Origin of the sequence: Flavobacterium gelidicaeli, assembly GCF_013294005.1 — a bacterium.
Lineage (GTDB): Bacteria > Bacteroidota > Bacteroidia > Flavobacteriales > Flavobacteriaceae > Flavobacterium.
This window is the reverse complement of sequence record NZ_JABSNK010000010.1, coordinates 97,741-115,335: the sequence shown is the minus strand read 5'-3', so window position 1 is coordinate 115,335 and position 17,595 is coordinate 97,741. Positions and strand designations below refer to the sequence as shown.

At 31.2% G+C, this 17,595-nt stretch carries 16 protein-coding genes; 14 read left to right on the top strand and 2 right to left on the bottom strand.

Features of this window, described 5'->3' with window-relative positions:
- Nucleotides 1–158: 158 nt before the first annotated feature.
- The 6 genes from HNP99_RS14195 (at nucleotide 159) to HNP99_RS14170 (ending at nucleotide 8,154) form a co-directional block, all read left to right on the top strand.
- Nucleotides 159–2,201, top strand: coding sequence for a phosphoribosyltransferase (locus tag HNP99_RS14195; RefSeq protein ID WP_173854041.1), 2,043 nt, complete (start codon nucleotides 159–161; stop codon nucleotides 2,199–2,201).
- On the top strand, nucleotides 2,188–3,423 hold the full coding sequence (locus HNP99_RS14190; protein WP_173854040.1) for a 5'-methylthioadenosine/S-adenosylhomocysteine nucleosidase family protein: 1,236 nt from the start codon (nucleotides 2,188–2,190) through the stop codon (nucleotides 3,421–3,423). The genes HNP99_RS14195 and HNP99_RS14190 overlap by 14 nt, the downstream gene beginning before the upstream one ends.
- Before the next feature lie 353 nt (nucleotides 3,424–3,776).
- Nucleotides 3,777–4,946: a winged helix-turn-helix domain-containing protein gene (locus HNP99_RS14185; protein WP_173854039.1), complete on the top strand. Its 1,170-nt coding sequence runs from the start codon at nucleotides 3,777–3,779 to the stop codon at nucleotides 4,944–4,946.
- A 295-nt stretch (nucleotides 4,947–5,241) separates the two neighbouring features.
- Nucleotides 5,242–5,814, top strand: coding sequence for a Crp/Fnr family transcriptional regulator (locus tag HNP99_RS14180; RefSeq protein WP_173854038.1), 573 nt, complete (start codon nucleotides 5,242–5,244; stop codon nucleotides 5,812–5,814).
- Between the two features lie 90 nt (nucleotides 5,815–5,904).
- The gene (locus HNP99_RS14175) at nucleotides 5,905–7,053 is read left to right on the top strand and encodes a hypothetical protein (protein WP_254596870.1); all 1,149 of its coding nucleotides are present in this window, start codon (nucleotides 5,905–5,907) and stop codon (nucleotides 7,051–7,053) included.
- A 126-nt stretch (nucleotides 7,054–7,179) separates the two neighbouring features.
- Nucleotides 7,180–8,154: a hypothetical protein gene (locus HNP99_RS14170; protein ID WP_173854036.1), complete on the top strand. Its 975-nt coding sequence runs from the start codon at nucleotides 7,180–7,182 to the stop codon at nucleotides 8,152–8,154.
- 632 nt (nucleotides 8,155–8,786) lie between these two features.
- Here the strand turns inward: HNP99_RS14170 and HNP99_RS14165 are convergent.
- Entirely contained in the window at nucleotides 8,787–9,152 is a 366-nt protein-coding gene (locus tag HNP99_RS14165) for a winged helix-turn-helix transcriptional regulator (protein WP_371810474.1), read from the bottom strand.
- Between the two features lie 982 nt (nucleotides 9,153–10,134).
- On the opposite strand from HNP99_RS14165, the gene HNP99_RS14160 reads away from it, so the two are divergent.
- Complete coding sequence (locus tag HNP99_RS14160; protein WP_173854035.1) at nucleotides 10,135–11,496, top strand: response regulator; 1,362 nt, start codon at nucleotides 10,135–10,137, stop codon at nucleotides 11,494–11,496.
- A gap of 354 nt (nucleotides 11,497–11,850) precedes the next feature.
- Nucleotides 11,851–12,159 carry a hypothetical protein gene (locus HNP99_RS17885; protein WP_463671062.1) on the top strand — a complete coding sequence of 103 codons (309 nt, stop codon included), beginning with the start codon at nucleotides 11,851–11,853 and terminating at the stop codon, nucleotides 12,157–12,159.
- A gap of 314 nt (nucleotides 12,160–12,473) precedes the next feature.
- Here HNP99_RS17885 and HNP99_RS14145 read toward each other — a convergent pair whose 3' ends face one another.
- Nucleotides 12,474–12,860, bottom strand: a complete 387-nt coding sequence (locus tag HNP99_RS14145; RefSeq protein ID WP_108739734.1) for a winged helix-turn-helix transcriptional regulator — start codon at nucleotides 12,858–12,860, stop codon at nucleotides 12,474–12,476.
- Between the two features lie 225 nt (nucleotides 12,861–13,085).
- Between HNP99_RS14145 and nfsB the strand changes: the two genes are divergently transcribed.
- From nfsB to HNP99_RS14115, 6 genes are all read left to right on the top strand, one after another.
- On the top strand, nucleotides 13,086–13,739 hold the full coding sequence (gene nfsB / locus HNP99_RS14140; protein ID WP_173854033.1) for an oxygen-insensitive NAD(P)H nitroreductase: 654 nt from the start codon (nucleotides 13,086–13,088) through the stop codon (nucleotides 13,737–13,739).
- 28 nt (nucleotides 13,740–13,767) lie between these two features.
- Entirely contained in the window at nucleotides 13,768–14,391 is a 624-nt protein-coding gene (locus HNP99_RS14135) for a putative quinol monooxygenase (RefSeq protein ID WP_173854032.1), read from the top strand.
- Nucleotides 14,392–14,402: 11 nt separating this feature from the next.
- Entirely contained in the window at nucleotides 14,403–15,305 is a 903-nt protein-coding gene (locus HNP99_RS14130) for a hypothetical protein (RefSeq protein ID WP_173854031.1), read from the top strand.
- A 344-nt stretch (nucleotides 15,306–15,649) separates the two neighbouring features.
- Nucleotides 15,650–16,594, top strand: coding sequence for an alpha/beta fold hydrolase (locus HNP99_RS14125; protein ID WP_173854030.1), 945 nt, complete (start codon nucleotides 15,650–15,652; stop codon nucleotides 16,592–16,594).
- Between the two features lie 6 nt (nucleotides 16,595–16,600).
- Complete coding sequence (locus tag HNP99_RS14120) at nucleotides 16,601–16,933, top strand: TfoX/Sxy family protein (protein ID WP_173854029.1); 333 nt, start codon at nucleotides 16,601–16,603, stop codon at nucleotides 16,931–16,933.
- On the top strand, nucleotides 16,930–17,592 hold the full coding sequence (locus tag HNP99_RS14115) for an NAD-dependent epimerase/dehydratase family protein (RefSeq protein WP_173854028.1): 663 nt from the start codon (nucleotides 16,930–16,932) through the stop codon (nucleotides 17,590–17,592). Before HNP99_RS14120 ends, HNP99_RS14115 begins: the two co-directional genes overlap by 4 nt.
- The last annotated feature ends 3 nt before the right edge of the window (nucleotides 17,593–17,595 follow it).

Below are 17,595 nucleotides of genomic sequence, written 5' to 3'. Positions count from 1 at the left end.
CGCTTGAAGAGTCCCATAAAATTATTTTATTTTTCGCAAAACAAAAATAAGGGATTCTCAGGCATTTTTAATTTCAGACTTTCGGATAGTAGTGAGATCTACTTAAAAAAACATTTGATAAGATTAACAGGTCTAATCTTAAATCAGAAAAAGTTCAAGTGTTTTATCCAAGAGAATCAGGAATTAAATCTGACATTTTTTTTACAAATTTAAAGACTGGTTTAGGTAATGATAAAATAGAGGTTATCGAAATGGATAGAATAAATACAGCTGAAGGTTGGAGGTTTCCACATAATTCAAAACACCTCTCTTCAAAAGTTGATAATAATTTATGTCTGATAATTGATGACGGTTCCTCTACAGGAGATTCTTTAATCCAAATGATTGATGAAATTTCTTTCTACAATGCTAAAGAGATAATCTTGTTATGCTTCATTGGAAGAATTAATGACCATAAAAGAGAATTTTTCTCTAGGCTTTCTTCAATTAATGTTCAAAAAAATACGTCAGTTGATTTATCGATATACTTTGTTACACATTGGCATATCCCAACATATTATCTAGATAGTAATCCACTTAGCAAAGAAACATACTGGTTAAAAGAACTAATCAATATTTCTAATACACCCAACAATATTAAAAGGATTGCTAAAAGGGTTCTTGCAGAAATAGAACCAAAAGATAAAAACTTCAAAGACTACAAATACCTTCCTAAAATAAAAGGGACTAATTTAATTCCTAAAAAAGAATTAATAAAGAGGCGTGAAGAAATTGGAAAAGTAATTGGATATAGATTATACCAAGAAAGTTTTGAATATTTTAATGCGTTTATTAAAAAATATAGTCAAGATAAACAACTTAAAGAAGAAAATAGATATAAGGAAATTGAGCTAATATGTGCTTGCTTTGTATATGAACCATATCTTTATGATAAACTCGCTTTAATACTGCCAGATGTAGTTTCTTTAGTAGAGAAATTTGTAAAATTTTTATTATATTCTTTTAATACTTATGAAAAACATAAAGCTTATAATTGGGATAAAAGAGATATTATACATTTATTTTTTATCGTTTTTAAGGATGATAAGTTGATAAAGGAATTAACAAAAGAAAATTTCATTAAACTAATAGATTTTACTGAGCCTAAGGAATCTTCACTTGATTATGTACTATATAAATTAACTAAATATTTTCCTTTAAATAAAACCGCATTAAATACTTCCAAATATGATTTACAATTAACAAAAATTATTGCGGAATTAATTGATTTAAAAACACCCCATTATGATGTTTTAAAGCAATACTCCAATTTTATTTCAACGTTACCATCTAGAGGGAATTTTACGTCACAATTATTAAGCTTACAAGCTCATTATAAGAAACAACAAGAACCAGATTTACATTCTAAAAAACAACAGTTTGGCCATTATGTTAGTAAGTTTAGTAGTAAAATAGGGAAATTAATTGCAACCATAAACAAAAATGAAAAGCTTTTAAATGAAGATATAAAAGAAATGAAAAAGCAGTGGATGCATATTACGGAGTTCACAACTCCCATATTAAATTTCACAAGTTCATTTCCCGATATTCTAACACCATACCCATATTTTGAACTTCAAAAAAAGATTGAGGAAGGGAATTTATCTGTTAGAAGTAGGGTCGGATTTATTAACAATTTTGTTTATTTTATAAATGTGGATTTTAAAGAAGTTGAAGTATTAGAAGTAATGGATTTGAACATTAAACAAATACAAGAAGAAATAAATGAAGATTCTTTGTTTTATGAATTAATATCAAATTGTACTACAAATTTAAAAGATTTTGTAGACCATTTAATAATGGGTCTAAAAAACGAAAAATTAAAAACTAGACACAATGAGTTATTAGTTTCAGATTCTGAATGCTCGATTCCTGAAAAATTTAGTAAAGATCTGATTATTGAAGAAATTATAAAAAACATGGTTAATCATAGTGTTTTAGAAAATGAAATTGAAATTGAAATTCACAATGAGAATGATAATATTTTAGTAATCTTAAAAAATGATATTAGACCAAAAGATTATTCAAATAGCACTAGAGAAGGAACAAGATGCCTTTCAAATCTATCTGATAGTAGTATTTATGGATTCACATACATAAAGAAAGAATCTGAAAATCAATTTATACAAATACTTAAATTTAAAATAAATGGAAACAAATAAAATCAACTTAATCGTTTTTGACGAACAAATAAATTTTGAAAGTTCCAAAGAACTCTTGGGCGATGAAGGTTATACTATTAAAAGATTTTTTTGTGTAAACAATTATATTACGTTTGAAAATGTAATAAAGAGTCAATTAGAAAATGACGAATACTTTTTTTTAGTAGTACACGTATTTGGCAAAACTGATAATTTGAAGGGAATATCTAAATTTAAAGGATCAGGCATTCTTGATAAACATCCTGATTTAGATTATATGTTTATTTCTGAGGGTAATAAAAAAGAGCAAATTCAAGCTTTAATGCTCGAAAATAAATACATTGATTTCCTATCAAAAAAAATATGTAAATATCATGAAGTTAGAGATGAATTAAAAGCAGATAGATGTAAAGCTATTAAAATTAAAGATTTTCTAAGTTTAAATAACAAAATACAAATGGATTCAAAGGCTGTAGTGAATAATGAGAGTGGTACATACCCACAATGTGATTATGCAATTATTACCGCCCTGGAAGAAGACGAGATGGAAAAGGTATTACCATTTATTAAAACAGAAGGAAAGATTGAAAATGAAAAACATTTAATAGAATATGGTCATTTTAAAGGGAAAGAATCTAAGAAAATTGTATATGCTTCACAATTAGAAACGGGTATGATCGATGCTTCAATTTTAGCCACAGAATTGATTTTAAGATTTAATCCAAAATACCTTATTATGACAGGTGTTTTAGGTGGTAAACCTAAAAACACAAGTATTGGAGATGTAGTTGTGGCTAGCAAAGTTTTCACAATCGATAAAGGTAAAATTGATAAATTAGGTTTTAAAAATGAAATTGAGGGTTCAAATACAGATGGTTCAAAAATCACTGAATTTAAACGTAAAAAACAAAATATTATTGATTTTATTAGAGACGAAGATATTATTTATAAAAAGGTAATAAATATACACTTTGGTTCAATTGCTTGTGTAAGACAAGTTATTAATATTGAAGGTTATTTTGATGAGAAAATAAGCGTAATAGATAGAAAATCTATTGCTTTAGAAATGGAGAGTTATGGCGTAGCTCGAGCTTGTGAACTGGTTAATAATGGAAGAACAATACCTTTAATTATTAAGTCTGTAATGGACAATACTCAAGATAAAACTGATGGAGCAAAACCATATGCAGCATGGAGCAGTGCAATGTTTGTTAAATATATTTTAGAAAATGATTTAATTTAAAAATAGGCACCCAACTGCGCGGCTTTGTCGTAAGTTCATAGGTTTCGTTATCGCAGAATTGCATTCTGTGCCCGCAAACTAAATCCGTTACTATACCACAGAAAACACCAATAATAAACCTTTAAAATCAAATCTACAACTCAATAAAAAGTAACACACTGTACGTGATTGCCGCGTTCCTCGTAATGACCTTGGTTGCGGATGCTCGTTGTGTATGCGAATGTGAGATTCATGCAGAATGAAAAACTAGATAGATTTGCTTTGACTTATGTTGTGTGCTTTTATGAGTCAAAACTAGAATGTTTTTCTATATCTTACAAGATTTAAAAAATACAACAAAGTAAAATTCTACTATGAAAGAAATACTTTCCCTATCAGAAGCACAAAAGATAGTGTTGCTTTCTCAACGTTTTTTGCCAGATATAGTAACAGGAACGGCGATAGATACTACGCTGGGCAGTATTGAACATCTTGGTTATGTGCAAATAGATACCATATCTGCTATTCAGCGTGCCCATCATCATACGTTATGGAATAGAAATCCTGAATACGAACTATCTCATATTGATACCTTAATTGAATCGAAACAACTATTCGAATATTGGTCGCATGCTGCAGCATATCTGCCCATGCGCGATTATAAGTATTCGCTTCCCCGTAAAGAGGCTTTTCTAAAAAACGAACAAAGCCACTGGTTTCAGAAAGATGTCAAACTAATGGATTCTATACTAAAACGCATAGAAAACGAAGGACCTTTAATGGCAAAAGACTTTGAACACAAGGCTAAACTGGGAGAATGGCAAAGCAAACCCGCAAAACAAGCTTTAGAGAATTTGTTTATGCAAGGCGATTTGATGATTTCGAGTCGGAAGAATTTTCATAAAGTGTATGACCTAACGGAACGCGTCCTACCCAACAACATTGATACTAATAGTCCTAGTCAGCAAGAATATATCCGGTTTTTAATTACAAGCTATTTAAGGGCCAATGGTATTGGTCAAGCGAGTGAAATTGCTTATTTACTTAAAAACACCAAAACAGTTGTCGCTTTCGAACTAAAGGAGATGCATTCAAACAATGAATTAGTGCAACTAAATGTAAACGGACAACTCTATTACGCCTTTCCTGATACTTTGAATTTGGTAAATACCCCTATCAAAAGTCAGCTGAAAATTCTATCTCCTTTTGATAATTTATTGATTCAGCGTAAACGCATGCAGCACTTATTTGATTTTGAATACAAAATTGAATGTTATACTCCCGAAGCGAAACGTAAATACGGCTATTTTTCATTACCCTTATTATGGAAAGGTAAATTAGTGGCCAGAATGGATTGTAAGGCCGATAAAAAGAGTGCAACGCTTCATATACATCATTTGTTTTTTGAAGAAAATTTTTCTTTTAATGATGCGTTTAAAGTTGCCTTTTCAAAAGAGATAGCAGCATTCAAAAGTTTTAATGATTGCTCAGAGGTAAAAATTCACAAAATGACACCAAGCGCGTTACTTGATTCGCTGCAATAAATTACCCGCTCTACTTTCGCTAATATGGGATATCAATAAACAAGTTTAGGTAATTCAAGAGGACGAAGAGCCTTCTTTTTTGTAAGATTAGTAAGCTAGGTTTCATCGTGGTTTCCTCTTTTCAAAGTTTTAATAGAGAAAATTGCTATATATAGGAAAATTGCAATAAAATATAACTTTTCTTTGTAATAGTCCAATATTTTATCAAATTTGATTCCAAAAACAACTTAATATTCTTTCGGAGATTGAAATTAGCAATGATGAAATAAAAAAAGTAAATGAAAATGAAAGAAAAATGAAAAACCTTATAAACCATGCTATTCAATACGGTCTATCAGAAGATTTAATTCAAGAGATCAATTTGAACGGTAAGCAAATTGAAATCAAAAAAAATGAAAATCTTCTAAATGTTGGAGAATATAGTAAATATATCTACATAGTAATCAAAGGTGGATTTGTATGTCAGTACTTTGATGATAATGAATCAAATTTTAGAACAACGTCGTTCCATATTGACAATTATCATCCTTTTATTACTCAACCAGAAAGTTATTTTTTAAAAGAGCCTTCTGATACGCAAATAAAAGCATTCAAAAACTCTGAAGTAATTGCATTTCATAGAAATACAATAGAAAGATTGAGTTCAAAACATAACGCTTTTGATAAATTTTGCAATACGCATATTATAGAAGCTCTCATTTTTATAAATCAAATAAAGTCCAAACTAATAGGTCTACCAAAAGATAAATTATACAGCTACCTTCTAGAAAAACACAATCCAATTACTAAAAATGTTCCATCTAAATATATAGCGGAATTTATGGGGGTTACGCCCCAATGGCTAAGTAAAATAAAACGTACTAGTTAAAACATGAAATTAGTTTCATAAAACTCGAATCAGTAATATTTATTTTTGTGGTATACAAGAACTATAAATTACAACTTGATTCAAATGGATATGAAAATCAAAATTAGCCTTACACTTATAATACTTTTTTTTTCTACTATTTTATTCAGTCAAAAATTAGCAAAAATTAGTGACGACTATAATAAACGAAACTTAATAAAAGGTAATATTCCTGAAAAATGGGAAGACGGAATGAGAACTTCTGGCGATAAAGGAAGCTACGAATGGTGGTATTTTGATGCTCATTTACAAGATGGCAGTACTGTTGTCATAACGTTTTACACCAAGTTTATGACCGACATAAAAAAACCTTTTAATCCATACTTAACAGTTAGTATAGATAAAGCTGACGGCAGTAAAATATCAGAAAAATTTTACTGTGACCCCGAAGATTTCTTTGCTTCAAAAGATTCGTGCAATGTTAAGATGGGTAATAATTATGTAGTAGGAAACTTAAAGGAATATAAAATTCATATAGAAAATGAAGATATAAACTTAACAGCCGTTATAAAAAGAACTACGCAAAGCTGGAGACCAAAAACAGGACATATGGTATTTGGTGCCGACGAAAGCAAAGAATTCAATTGGGTAGTGCCTGTACCTCAAGGTGAAATGGAAATGGAATACAATTACAAAGGTGTAACAACAAAAACAGCTGGTTCTGCCTACCACGACCATAATTGGGGAAATGTCTCTATGATGGAAATTTTCAACCATTGGTATTGGTCCAGAGCTGAAGTTGGCCCTTATACCGTAATTGCTTCAGAAATGATATCTGAAAAAGAATTTAATAATGACAATATAATTACTTTTAATATTTCTAAGGATGGCGAAACAGTTGTTGATGATGGTGAATTAGTAACCCTATATAGAACGTATGGTAAGGAGCATTCAACATTAAAAAAAGATGTAAGTGACGATTTAATTTTTATTTATGAGGACCCTCAAAGTGAATATAGATATGAATATTCACTTTATAGAAAAAACACTATTGTTGAAGTAGATTTAATTGCGGCATCAGTTGGTCATGGGCTTAAATATAGACTTGCAAAAATGCTTACAAGTATCGATCCTGCATACTTTAGGTTTACTGGAAAAGCAGAAATAAGAGTTTTCAAATCAGGTAATTTAATAGAGAAGTACACCAGTAATAAAGCAGTTTGGGAATTAATGTATTTTGGGAATCCTGTTGGAAAATAATAGACTGCAAACCGTGTATAAAAACCATAGGACTTTTACTTCTATTCAATAACTTAACACAATAAATCTAAAAATTAATATCTTAAACAAGATAAAACTATAACAACCATTTAAAAGCTAGATATTATGGAAAAAAAAGAAATTAATTACACAAAAGCAGACGCAACACATATTGCTTTTCCAGTAACAAACAGAGAAGAATCTTTTGATTGGTGGTACTTTGATGCACATTTTGACAATGGAGATCATTTTGTAGTCATGTATTCTCTTAAAGATACTCGATTAAACCCAAGACAACCGTCTGTTAGATTAAATATATATCCGCACGGGCAACCAGAAATCAGCAAAATAAAATTATACCAAGAGGAGGATGTATCCACTAGTTATGAAAAGTGTGATGTTACCCTTGGTGAAGAGTATTGTAAAGATTGTGGCGATTATTATGAGCTTTATACTATGATTGATGGGTATGGTGCTAAATTAAAATTAAAGAAAAAGAATCACCCATTTACAACAGAAGGATATCCGGTTCCAATGGGATGGACAGTAGCTGTTCCTTCCGGACCAATAGAAGGAGAATTATACAAAGGAGGAGACGCTATTAAAGTTAAGGGTATTGGCTATCATGACCATAACTGGGGTGAGAAAAGTTTAGCAGGTGCGTTTAAGAATTGGTATTGGGGAAAAATTCATACGCCAGCCATCTCAATTGATTATTCAATGATGATAGGTTTAGATGGTGAAATTGCTAATTCTGTGGCCTTAGTTACGGATGAAAAGAGTTTAATAATGTCACCTACAGATGCATTTGATGGCCCAAACCATATAAGCAAAACTGAGGGTGTTATTAATGCGACTATGACCGAAGAAACTATGGGATATACCTTTGCTAAAGACTTTACATTAAAAGGATCTAAAGGGGATTTTAGCTTTATTGCAAATGTTAAACTAGAAAAGATTGTAATGATAGAGAAATCTGAAATCGCTAAAGGTGAAGATGCTTATAGATATACTGCAAAAGAAGAGTTAATTGTAACAAGAAATGGTGAAACAAAAACGTATCATACAGATGGCCTACACGAAATAGTCTATTTAAATTAATAGAAGTAGATTATTATAATGAAACAATTACGATCATAATCCTTTCATTTTTTATGAAAGGATTATTTTTTTTAATTCTAAAAAAATAAAATCATAAACAAAAGTATATTTGAAAGAAAGGCCTAATAGAAATAATAATTAGAAAAATAGAAACTGCGGCCAACACCATGTATATATAATTCCAGGGTTCTCGTGTATTTGGAAAATTCTTTCAGGTTTTTTCTGGCCCCGACTGCATAGATATGATAGCAGTTTCAACAATTTGTTAGCGCAGAATTACATTCTGTGCCCGCAAACTAAATCCGTTACTAGACTACATTAAATACTAATAACAATTGTTCAAAACCAAATTTGTAAATCAATAAAAAGTAATGCAGCGTACGTGATTGCCGCGTTCCTCGCAATGACCTAAATTGCTTATGCTCGTTGTGCATGCGTGTGTGAGATTCTTTCAGAATGACAAACTGGGTGGATTTACTCAGGTGTTGGATTAGGTCATTTTACCTAGTAATCAATATTTTTTTTTAGGAAGCATGAGATGATATGTAATCCTAAATATATTGTTTTATGTTTAGAATGATAAGGAAGTGCCTATTTAAACGCTTCCTAGATCGTTATTCTTCAAAAACAAACTATCCTTTGGTTTCTGCAGCCATAAGTCCCCATTCTACAATTGAATTTAAAATTGGAGATAACGTTAAACCAAATTCAGTTAAGGTATATTCTACTCGCAAAGGTGGTTTTTTTGTAAATACTTTCCTGTTCACGATATCATCTTCTTCCAATTGTTTGAGTTGCAAACTCAAGGTTCGCTCCGTGATTCCTGGAATTTCTTTACGTAATTCGTTGTAGCGCTTGGTACCACTAATCAAGTGGGTCAGGATCACACTCTTCCACTTCCCTCCTATTAATTCCATTGCTGCACTAGTAGGACACCACGATATATTGTCGTTGATTTTTATCCTTGGCTTTTTTTCGAAAAGTTCTTTTCTGTCCATAACTTCACATTTATATATGTTATAATGCGAAAAGATATAACGCTATTTATTAGTTCGCAACTATATTTTTTATAGTTTATTTTTATTTTACAAATAATTTATTTACAATTAGTTATAAATTTATTTTATACTATAATTCTTGACCGTTATTGCACAATGTGAAAACTATACATACTTTCTCAACTATAAAAATGATAGTATAAATAATCAACTAAATTTAAAATTATGATTTTAAACGAAATTTTGAACAACCGCTACTCAGTAAAAGAATTTGATGCTACTAAGAAGATCTTAGAGGATGACATACAAGGGGTTCAATTTTAGAAAACTACCATTTCATCACCTAAACTCAATGAAATGGTAGGCTTTCGTATGCCTTAATTTTATTTCGGACAGGATTGGTTAAAGCGATATGTTTTTTGAAATAATTATTAAAATAAGATTTTATTTACCAATATTTTATATAATTTTAGAGGTAAATTCCCATTGCCCAAATAAAACAATTAAAAGTAGTTATTTTACACTTTTTTTTAGCATCTTACAGACAGAAATGTAATTAAAAAAAAGTGTACTAACCGATTCACATCACCTATATTCTAAATATTTCTAAATGAACAGTACCCTCTCTTCTACAAATGCTAAAAACATGTATAAGTTTAGTAAAATAAATAAATTTAGTTTTATTTTTTTTGCGATACAATTTCTAATTGTAACCACATTCCTTTTTTACTTTAAACTAACCTATTCTGCTTGGGGTAGCTTAGTCATTATCGCCTTGTTTTTGTACTTTTCAAATTCAAAAAGCCTTAGTTTTAATCAAAAAGCGATAGTATCCGTTTTTTTTATATTAGTTTATTATACATTTTCTTTTTTATTGTATGGAAAATCTTTTAGTGTTATTGTTTTACTCTATTTAATGCCTATCGTTTTACTTATCATAATTCGGCATTATAAATTATTATTATTTTTATGCCTCTTTATAGTGGCAATTGTATCAATTATATTGTATTATGATTTCTTTGGATTCGATTATGGAAATGCAAAATATTTTGAAAATAATTTTACCACTCTATTTTTTTATTTTATTGTATTAATGATGATGATCTTTATGATTGTTTTACTTACCGCAAAAACAAACATAGTAAAATACGTTATAGATGACTTAAAAGCTAAAAATCTTGAATTAGAAGAATCTCGAGTAGAACTGAAGAAATTACAAATTAATAAGGAATTTTTTTTTGCAATAATGAGTCATGAAATAAGGACTCCATTAAACGCAATTAAAGGAATTTCAGATATATTAAAAAACAACATACAAAGTGAGGAAGATCAAGACCTCTTGGAACTAATGGACTATTCCTCTAATCATCTATTAGCTTTAGTAAATAACATATTAGATTTTACCAAACTAAACGACGGTGTTTTCTCTTTACAATATTCAGAGTTTAATTTAAGTATTGCCTTAAATTCATTATTCAAAATGAATGAAAGACTCGCATTAGAAAAGGGCTTAACATTTGAAATTCAAACTGCAAACAACATTCCTGATTTTGTTTATGGAGATAAAAACAGAATCAATCAAATTGTTTTGAATCTTTTAAATAATGCCATCGAATACACTAAAAAAGGATCGGTAAAAATGCTGGTAAATGGAAATTACGATCCAGATAACAAGAATAAATTCGAACTTCAAATTACTATTTCTGATACTGGAAAAGGATTTGATAAAGAACTAGGCGAAAAACTTTTTAAAAAATATGCCACTTCAAATACTTCCACAAACAGTGTAGGACTGGGATTAAACATTTCTAAAGGATTAATTGACCTGATGAACGGAAGCATTAAATTTGATTCTAAACCAAATAAAGGCACGACATTTTATATTACAATCCCATTGCCAGTTATAGAAAATAATGCCACTAATTCAGCAAAAATCGAAAATAGTTTTCAAGACACGGCAATACATATTCTTTTGGTTGACGACAATAAAATAAACTTATTAGTTTTAGAAAAACAGTTAAAGAACAAATTAAAGAACTGTCATTTTACTACTGCAAAAAACGGTCTTGAGGCATTAAATCTAATTAAAGAAAACCAATATGATTTAATATTAATGGATGTTATTATGCCTGTTATGGATGGTATGACCGCTACCAGTCACGTGCGAAAGCTTGAAGATGAAAACAAAAAAAACATACCAATTATCGCATTAACTGCCAATGTAGGAGAAAAAGAATTATCGGAATGTATGAATGCAGGTATGAATGATTTTGTAACAAAACCATTTGAAATTAATGCTTTATTAAAAACAATCCTTAAGCAATACAACCCTAAAACACTCTAAATAAAAACAAAATCATTACTCGATTAATCTCGAATAATCATTGTTTAGGCTGCATCGAATTTAAACATAAGGGTATTAATAAATTATTCAAATGAAAAACAAGAAGGTTTCTCTATTTTTTATTTCTTAGCGGTTTAAAACGCGATTGATTTGCGAAAATCTTTTACCATAATACTTTTTGCTAATAGACGAAATTGATGAGACAATGCAGTAGCTGAAAATTTCTTTAAATCATTAAAAACAAAATTAATTTACGGCAATAAGCTGATATCTAAAGAACAAATGAAACTTTAAGTTTTTGAATAAATTGAAGTATGGTTTAATCAAAAAAGAAGACATTCAGCTTTAGAATATATGACAATAAAGGAATTTAACAATCAAATAATTACAAAAATCTCGCCTAACTTAAACTCCACTTTTTATTTGCATATCCACTTTCAGCGAGACAAACTAGATGGAAGTTCATTGAAAGCAAAACCTAATGCCGACTGTGTTTTTCATGCTTTTAACAGTACCAACAAGCTTTTAACTTATCGTAAAGCCAGTTTAACAACAGCAATTAGAATACCAACCAAACCACCAACAACAGCACCATTGAGTCGAATGAACTGCAAATCGTTCCCTACTTTGCCCCCCATTCCTATTGACAATTGCAGTAGCTAAATCCATTTTTAGATAGTAGCAAGTACCAATAATAGTCCTTTAAAATCAAATCTGCAACTCAATAAAAACTGACGCACCGTACGTAATTGCCACGTTCCCCGCAATGCCCCTGATTGCGAATGCTCGTTGTGTATGCGTGTGTAAGATTCTTGCAGAATGACAAACTAGGTAGATTTGCTCAGATGTTGGATTAAATCATTTTTCACAGACAGCAACAAATCTTTTTTACGAGCCATGAGATGGTACGCGATCCTAAATATTTTGTTTTTGTTTACAATAGTTAGGCAAGAGCATATTTAACGCTTCCCAAATAGTTACTCTTCGTCAAAAACAAACTCTCCTTTGGTTTCTGCTGCCATAAGGCCCCATTCGATAATAAGGTTTAAAATAGGAACGAGAGTTTGACCAAATTCGGTTAAGGTATATTCTACTTTTAAAGGTGGTTTTTTGGTAAAAACTTTTCTGTTCACGATATCATCTTCTTCCAATTGTTTGAGTTGCAAACTCAAGGTTCGCTCCGTGATTCCCGGAATTTCTTTGCGTAATTCGTTGTAGCGTTTCGTGCCACTAATCAAATGAGTAAGGATTACACTTTTCCACTTCCCGCCTATTAATTCCATTGCTGCACTAGTAGGACACCACGATATTTTGTCGTTGATCTTTATTTTTGGCTTTTTTTCGAAAAGTTCTTTTCTGTCCATAACTGCTTATTTATATATGTTATAATGTGCAAATATATAACGCTATTTATTAGTGTGCAACTATATTTTTTATAGTTTATTTTTATTTTTTAAACAATTGAAATATAGCTAGTTAAAAATTTATTTTATACTATACTTTATGACCGTTATTGTGTACATTGTAAACTATACATACTTTTGCCACTATAAAAATGATAGTATAAATAATCTACTAAATATAAAAACATGAACTTAACTACAATTTTGAACAACCGCTACTCAGTAAAAGAATTTGATGCTACTAAAAAGATCTCAGAGGCAGATTTCCAACAAGTAAAAGATGTATTGCGTTTGAGCCCTTCAAGTGTAAACTTACAACCTTGGCATTTTTTAATTGCAGACACTGCAGCAGGAAAAGAACGTATTGCAAAAGGAACTCAAGGTTTCTATCATTTTAATACACCAAAGGTTTTAGATGCGTCTCACGTAATTGTTATTGCAGCGCGCACAAATGCAGACGATGCCTATATGAATAGCATTTTAGAACAAGAAGATAAAGACGGTCGTTTTGCGGCTCAACAATTTAAAGACCAAATGCACGGTGGGCGTATGTTGTTTGCAGATATTCATAAATACGACCTTAAAGATTCACCACATTGGATGGAAAAACAAGTGTATTTAAATATGGGTTCCCTTTTATTAGGAGTTGCTGCATTAGGAATTGACGCTTGCCCAATGGAAGGTGTAGATGTAAAAGCTTTAGACGAAGAGTTTGGTTTACGTGAAAAAGGATATACTGCTTTAGCTGTAGTGTCTTTGGGATATAGAAAAGATACTGATTTTAATGCAAGCCTTCCAAAATCTAGATTTTCAGAGGAAGAAGTAATCACCATCTTATAAGTAATTTTTAAATCAAAAAAAAAACATCATGAAAAGCACCATAGTAAAATTCACCGCAAAACCAGAACACGCAACTAGTTTTGCAGCAACTTTAAAAGAAGCGCAAGCGGCAACACAAAAAGAAGCTGGAAATCACGAAATTAAAGTTTTTGTATCGAAAGCTGATTCCAATGTGTTTTTTGTGTACGAACGTTGGGCAGACAAAGCAGCCATCGAATCTCATGACAAAGAGCCTCATACGCAAAAGTTAATGCAAATAGGCCAAACAGCCTTGGCAACGGCACCCGATTTTTATTTTTTAGGAGATACAAACCCGTTACCAGATCGTTCTAAATCTGCAAATGCAGATGACGAACTGTTCATCATTTTCTTCATCTTTAAGTTCGATCCAGCTTATAGAAAGCAAATTCTAGCCCAATTTGAAGATCATATTACCAACACTCGAAAAGAGGAAGAAGGAAACATCCTGTTCGATTTATACACTGTTGATGGGCAAGAAGATACTTTGGCTGTTTATGAGCATTGGAGAAAAGAATCTGATGTTTGGGACATTCATTTTCATCAACCGTACGCCATGAAAACAGGAAAATTATTGGAGGAAGCGGTAGATGGAGATTTAAAACAATACATGAATTTTGTAACAGAAATATAATTTAGTTAAAGATGAAAAATATAATTACAGCAATAGTTTACGGATTTATAGTATCATTTGGAATTCAGAATGTTTCAGCTCAAGAACCAAGTATGCGAGCTTTTAATGAAAATATAAAAGCAGTGCAATTGAAAAAGGGTACTATGCAAATTTTTGATTACGGAGAAACGAAAGTTCACGTTTATGAAACGAAAGGCTTTTTTAATACTCACGCTTTTTTTATCGAAAAGAAGGGAAAAGGGGTATTAATAGAGACTCCTCCAATGAAAGATAATTACAAGGAACTAGTGGATTATATTGTTGGCTTGGGTTACAAAGATATTGATGTAATGGTTTCGTATCATTTAATTGGAAAGCACTTTTTTGATACTGACAAGCTAAAATTCAATCATATCTATTCTAATCAAGAATCTTTGGATTATATGAAGAATTCCGGAAATGAATCGCTATCTGTCTTGAAAAAAGTCTCAGGACAAGATCTTGACGAAACTACAATTGTACCAACCGATTTATTAAAGGCGGGAGCTCAAGAGATTTCAGGGATTCCTTTTATTATTACGCCTACCGGTTTTGGTTTTGATGTAGAAATGCCAGAAATAAAGGCGGTTCACTTACATATGGTTGGGCACGACAACCATACTATGATTTTCAATACTAAATTTATAGATACGGTAATTAAAGAGCTTACTGCTTTTCAAGAAAAAGGCTATACCACCTATTTTTCTTCACACAGTGCACCGGAAACTTCGGGAGATGTGACCCTTAAAATTAACTATCTTAAAGAAATGAAAGGACTACTTTCTTCGGCTAAGAATGAAGAAGAATTCATTCAGAAAATGGATAAAGCCTATCCTAATTTTGGATGGAGAAATTACCTGTTAGGAAGTGCAAAAATGTTATATCAAAAAAAATAATCAACTTAATAGCCCAATCCCTAAAGTATAATTCCGAATTCGATTTTCAAAATTCAATTACATCGTGAGCACTGAGATTATTACAAAAATAGTCTCAGCTTTTTTATTATCGGTAAATGATGAATTACTATTATACAGTAACTAACTCGTAGTGAATTAAATACGATCTAGATTACAGCGTTGCAACTGCGTTCCTTAAAAAGTATACAACATTCAAGAATTAGTATAAATTTTGAGTCTATAGTGTTGCTTATCTTTGTGCTAGACAAATTGTTAGCGTTTGTTTATAGATTTAAATTATAAAATCAGCAAAGAAATAACCATTTACATTAAATAAAAATACCATGGAAAACAAAATAAACACTCAAATACCTGATCCGGTAATTTTCAATAGAGATAGAAACAACAAAAAGCAGCGACCTTTTATAGTGGATAAAACGGAATATCCTTTTCAAAGTAATTGGTTCGAAAGAGACGGAGTTTCTATGCATTATATTGATGAAGGCGAAGGAATTCCGATTGTATTGACGCACGGAAACCCAGATTGGTCTTTTTTGAATCGAAATATTATTAAAGAACTTTCTGGTGAAGCTAGAGTAATCGCTTATGATTTACCTGGTTTTGGTTTTTCGGACACACCAGCAAATTATGGTTTTACGCCACAAGAGCATGCACAATGGATTAGTGCTCTTCTTTTTGAACATTTAAAACTAGATAAGTTTATTATTGTTGTTCAAGATTGGGGAGGTCCAACAGGTTTATCTGTTGCTACTAGTAATCCTGATAAAGTGTTGGGAGTTGTGATAAGCAATACTTGGGCTTGGAAAGCGGAAGGTAAAATGGTCGAATTCTCCATGTACATGAGAACGCCAGAAATGCAAGCAAAAATTATAGACGAAAACTTTTTTGCAACTACATTAATGCAAGGCTCGATTAATTCCAAATCAAGCAGTAACAAAGCCATTACAGATGCATATTCAATGGCTTTTCCAACCAAAGAGTCTAGAAAAGGAACCGCTGTTTTTCCGGCAGAAATTACCTTGGCAGCTGATTGGCTTGAAGAATTAGAAGGGAAATTAAGCACACTTCAAGAAAAGCCTGTTGAACTTATTTTCGGATTAAAAGATGACGTTGTTGCTTCTAAAGAGATTCAAGATAAATGGCGTTCTATTTTTCCTGATGCAGCCGTGCAATTACTTCCTGAAGCGGGTCATTTTACACAAGAAGATAGTCCCGAGAGTTTTGTGTTATCTTTACGAAGAATGCTGAAAAATTTAGAATCAAAATAAATACAAATGGCTGCTTCAACTGATTATTTAGACTTTATTTTGGATCAATTGTCCAATTGGAAAATGATTCATTGCAAACGAATGTTCGGTTGTATAGGTCTGTATGCAGACGAATTGATGTTCGGAATTGTTTCAAAAGAAGTACTCTATTTCAAAGTAGATGAAAACAATAAAGCGGACTATCTAGCAGCTGGTTCTGAAGCTTTAAAACTTTTTAAAAATAACAGTGTGGTCGCTTCTTTTTATGAAGTTCCTATCGAAATTCTGGAAGATGCTAACCAAGTTATTGCTTGGGCTAAAGTCTCTTTAGAAATTCAAAAAAATAAAAATAATAAATGAAAGTAATTATAACAGGAACCACGGGTATGGTGGGACGAGGCGTTTTAATAGAATGTTTAGAATCTCCAAATGTTCAAGAAGTATTGGTCATAAACCGAAGCTCTTTGCAAATGCAGCATCCAAAATTGAAAGAAGTTATTCATAAAAACTTCTTCGATTTCAAAGCTATTAAGGATCAATTGCAAGGGTATGATGCTTGTTTTCATTGCATGGGCGTTTCCTCAATTGGAATGAAAGAGGAAGATTACTATCAATTTACTTATGGAATTACCCAAGCTTTGGCTAAAACGCTTTATGCTAGTAATCCACAAATGGTATTCAATTATGTTTCTGGTGAAGGAACCGATAGTACCGAAAAAGGAAAATTGATGTGGGCCCGTGTAAAAGGAAAAACCGAGAATATGATTCTGAATATGGGCTTTAAAGATGCTTATATGTTTCGACTTCAAGTAATTCTTCCTTTGAAAGGGGTGAAATCCAAAACTGCTTGGGTAAATGCATTCTATTTTATCGCTCGTCCGTTTTTTGGACTTTTAGAAAAAAAGAAAAATAACACCACAAGTGTCAACGTTGGTCTCGCTATGATTAATAGCGTTCTTTTTGGAACCGACAACAAACTTTTAGAAAATGAACAGGTTAATGAATTAGCAAAAAAGTAATAA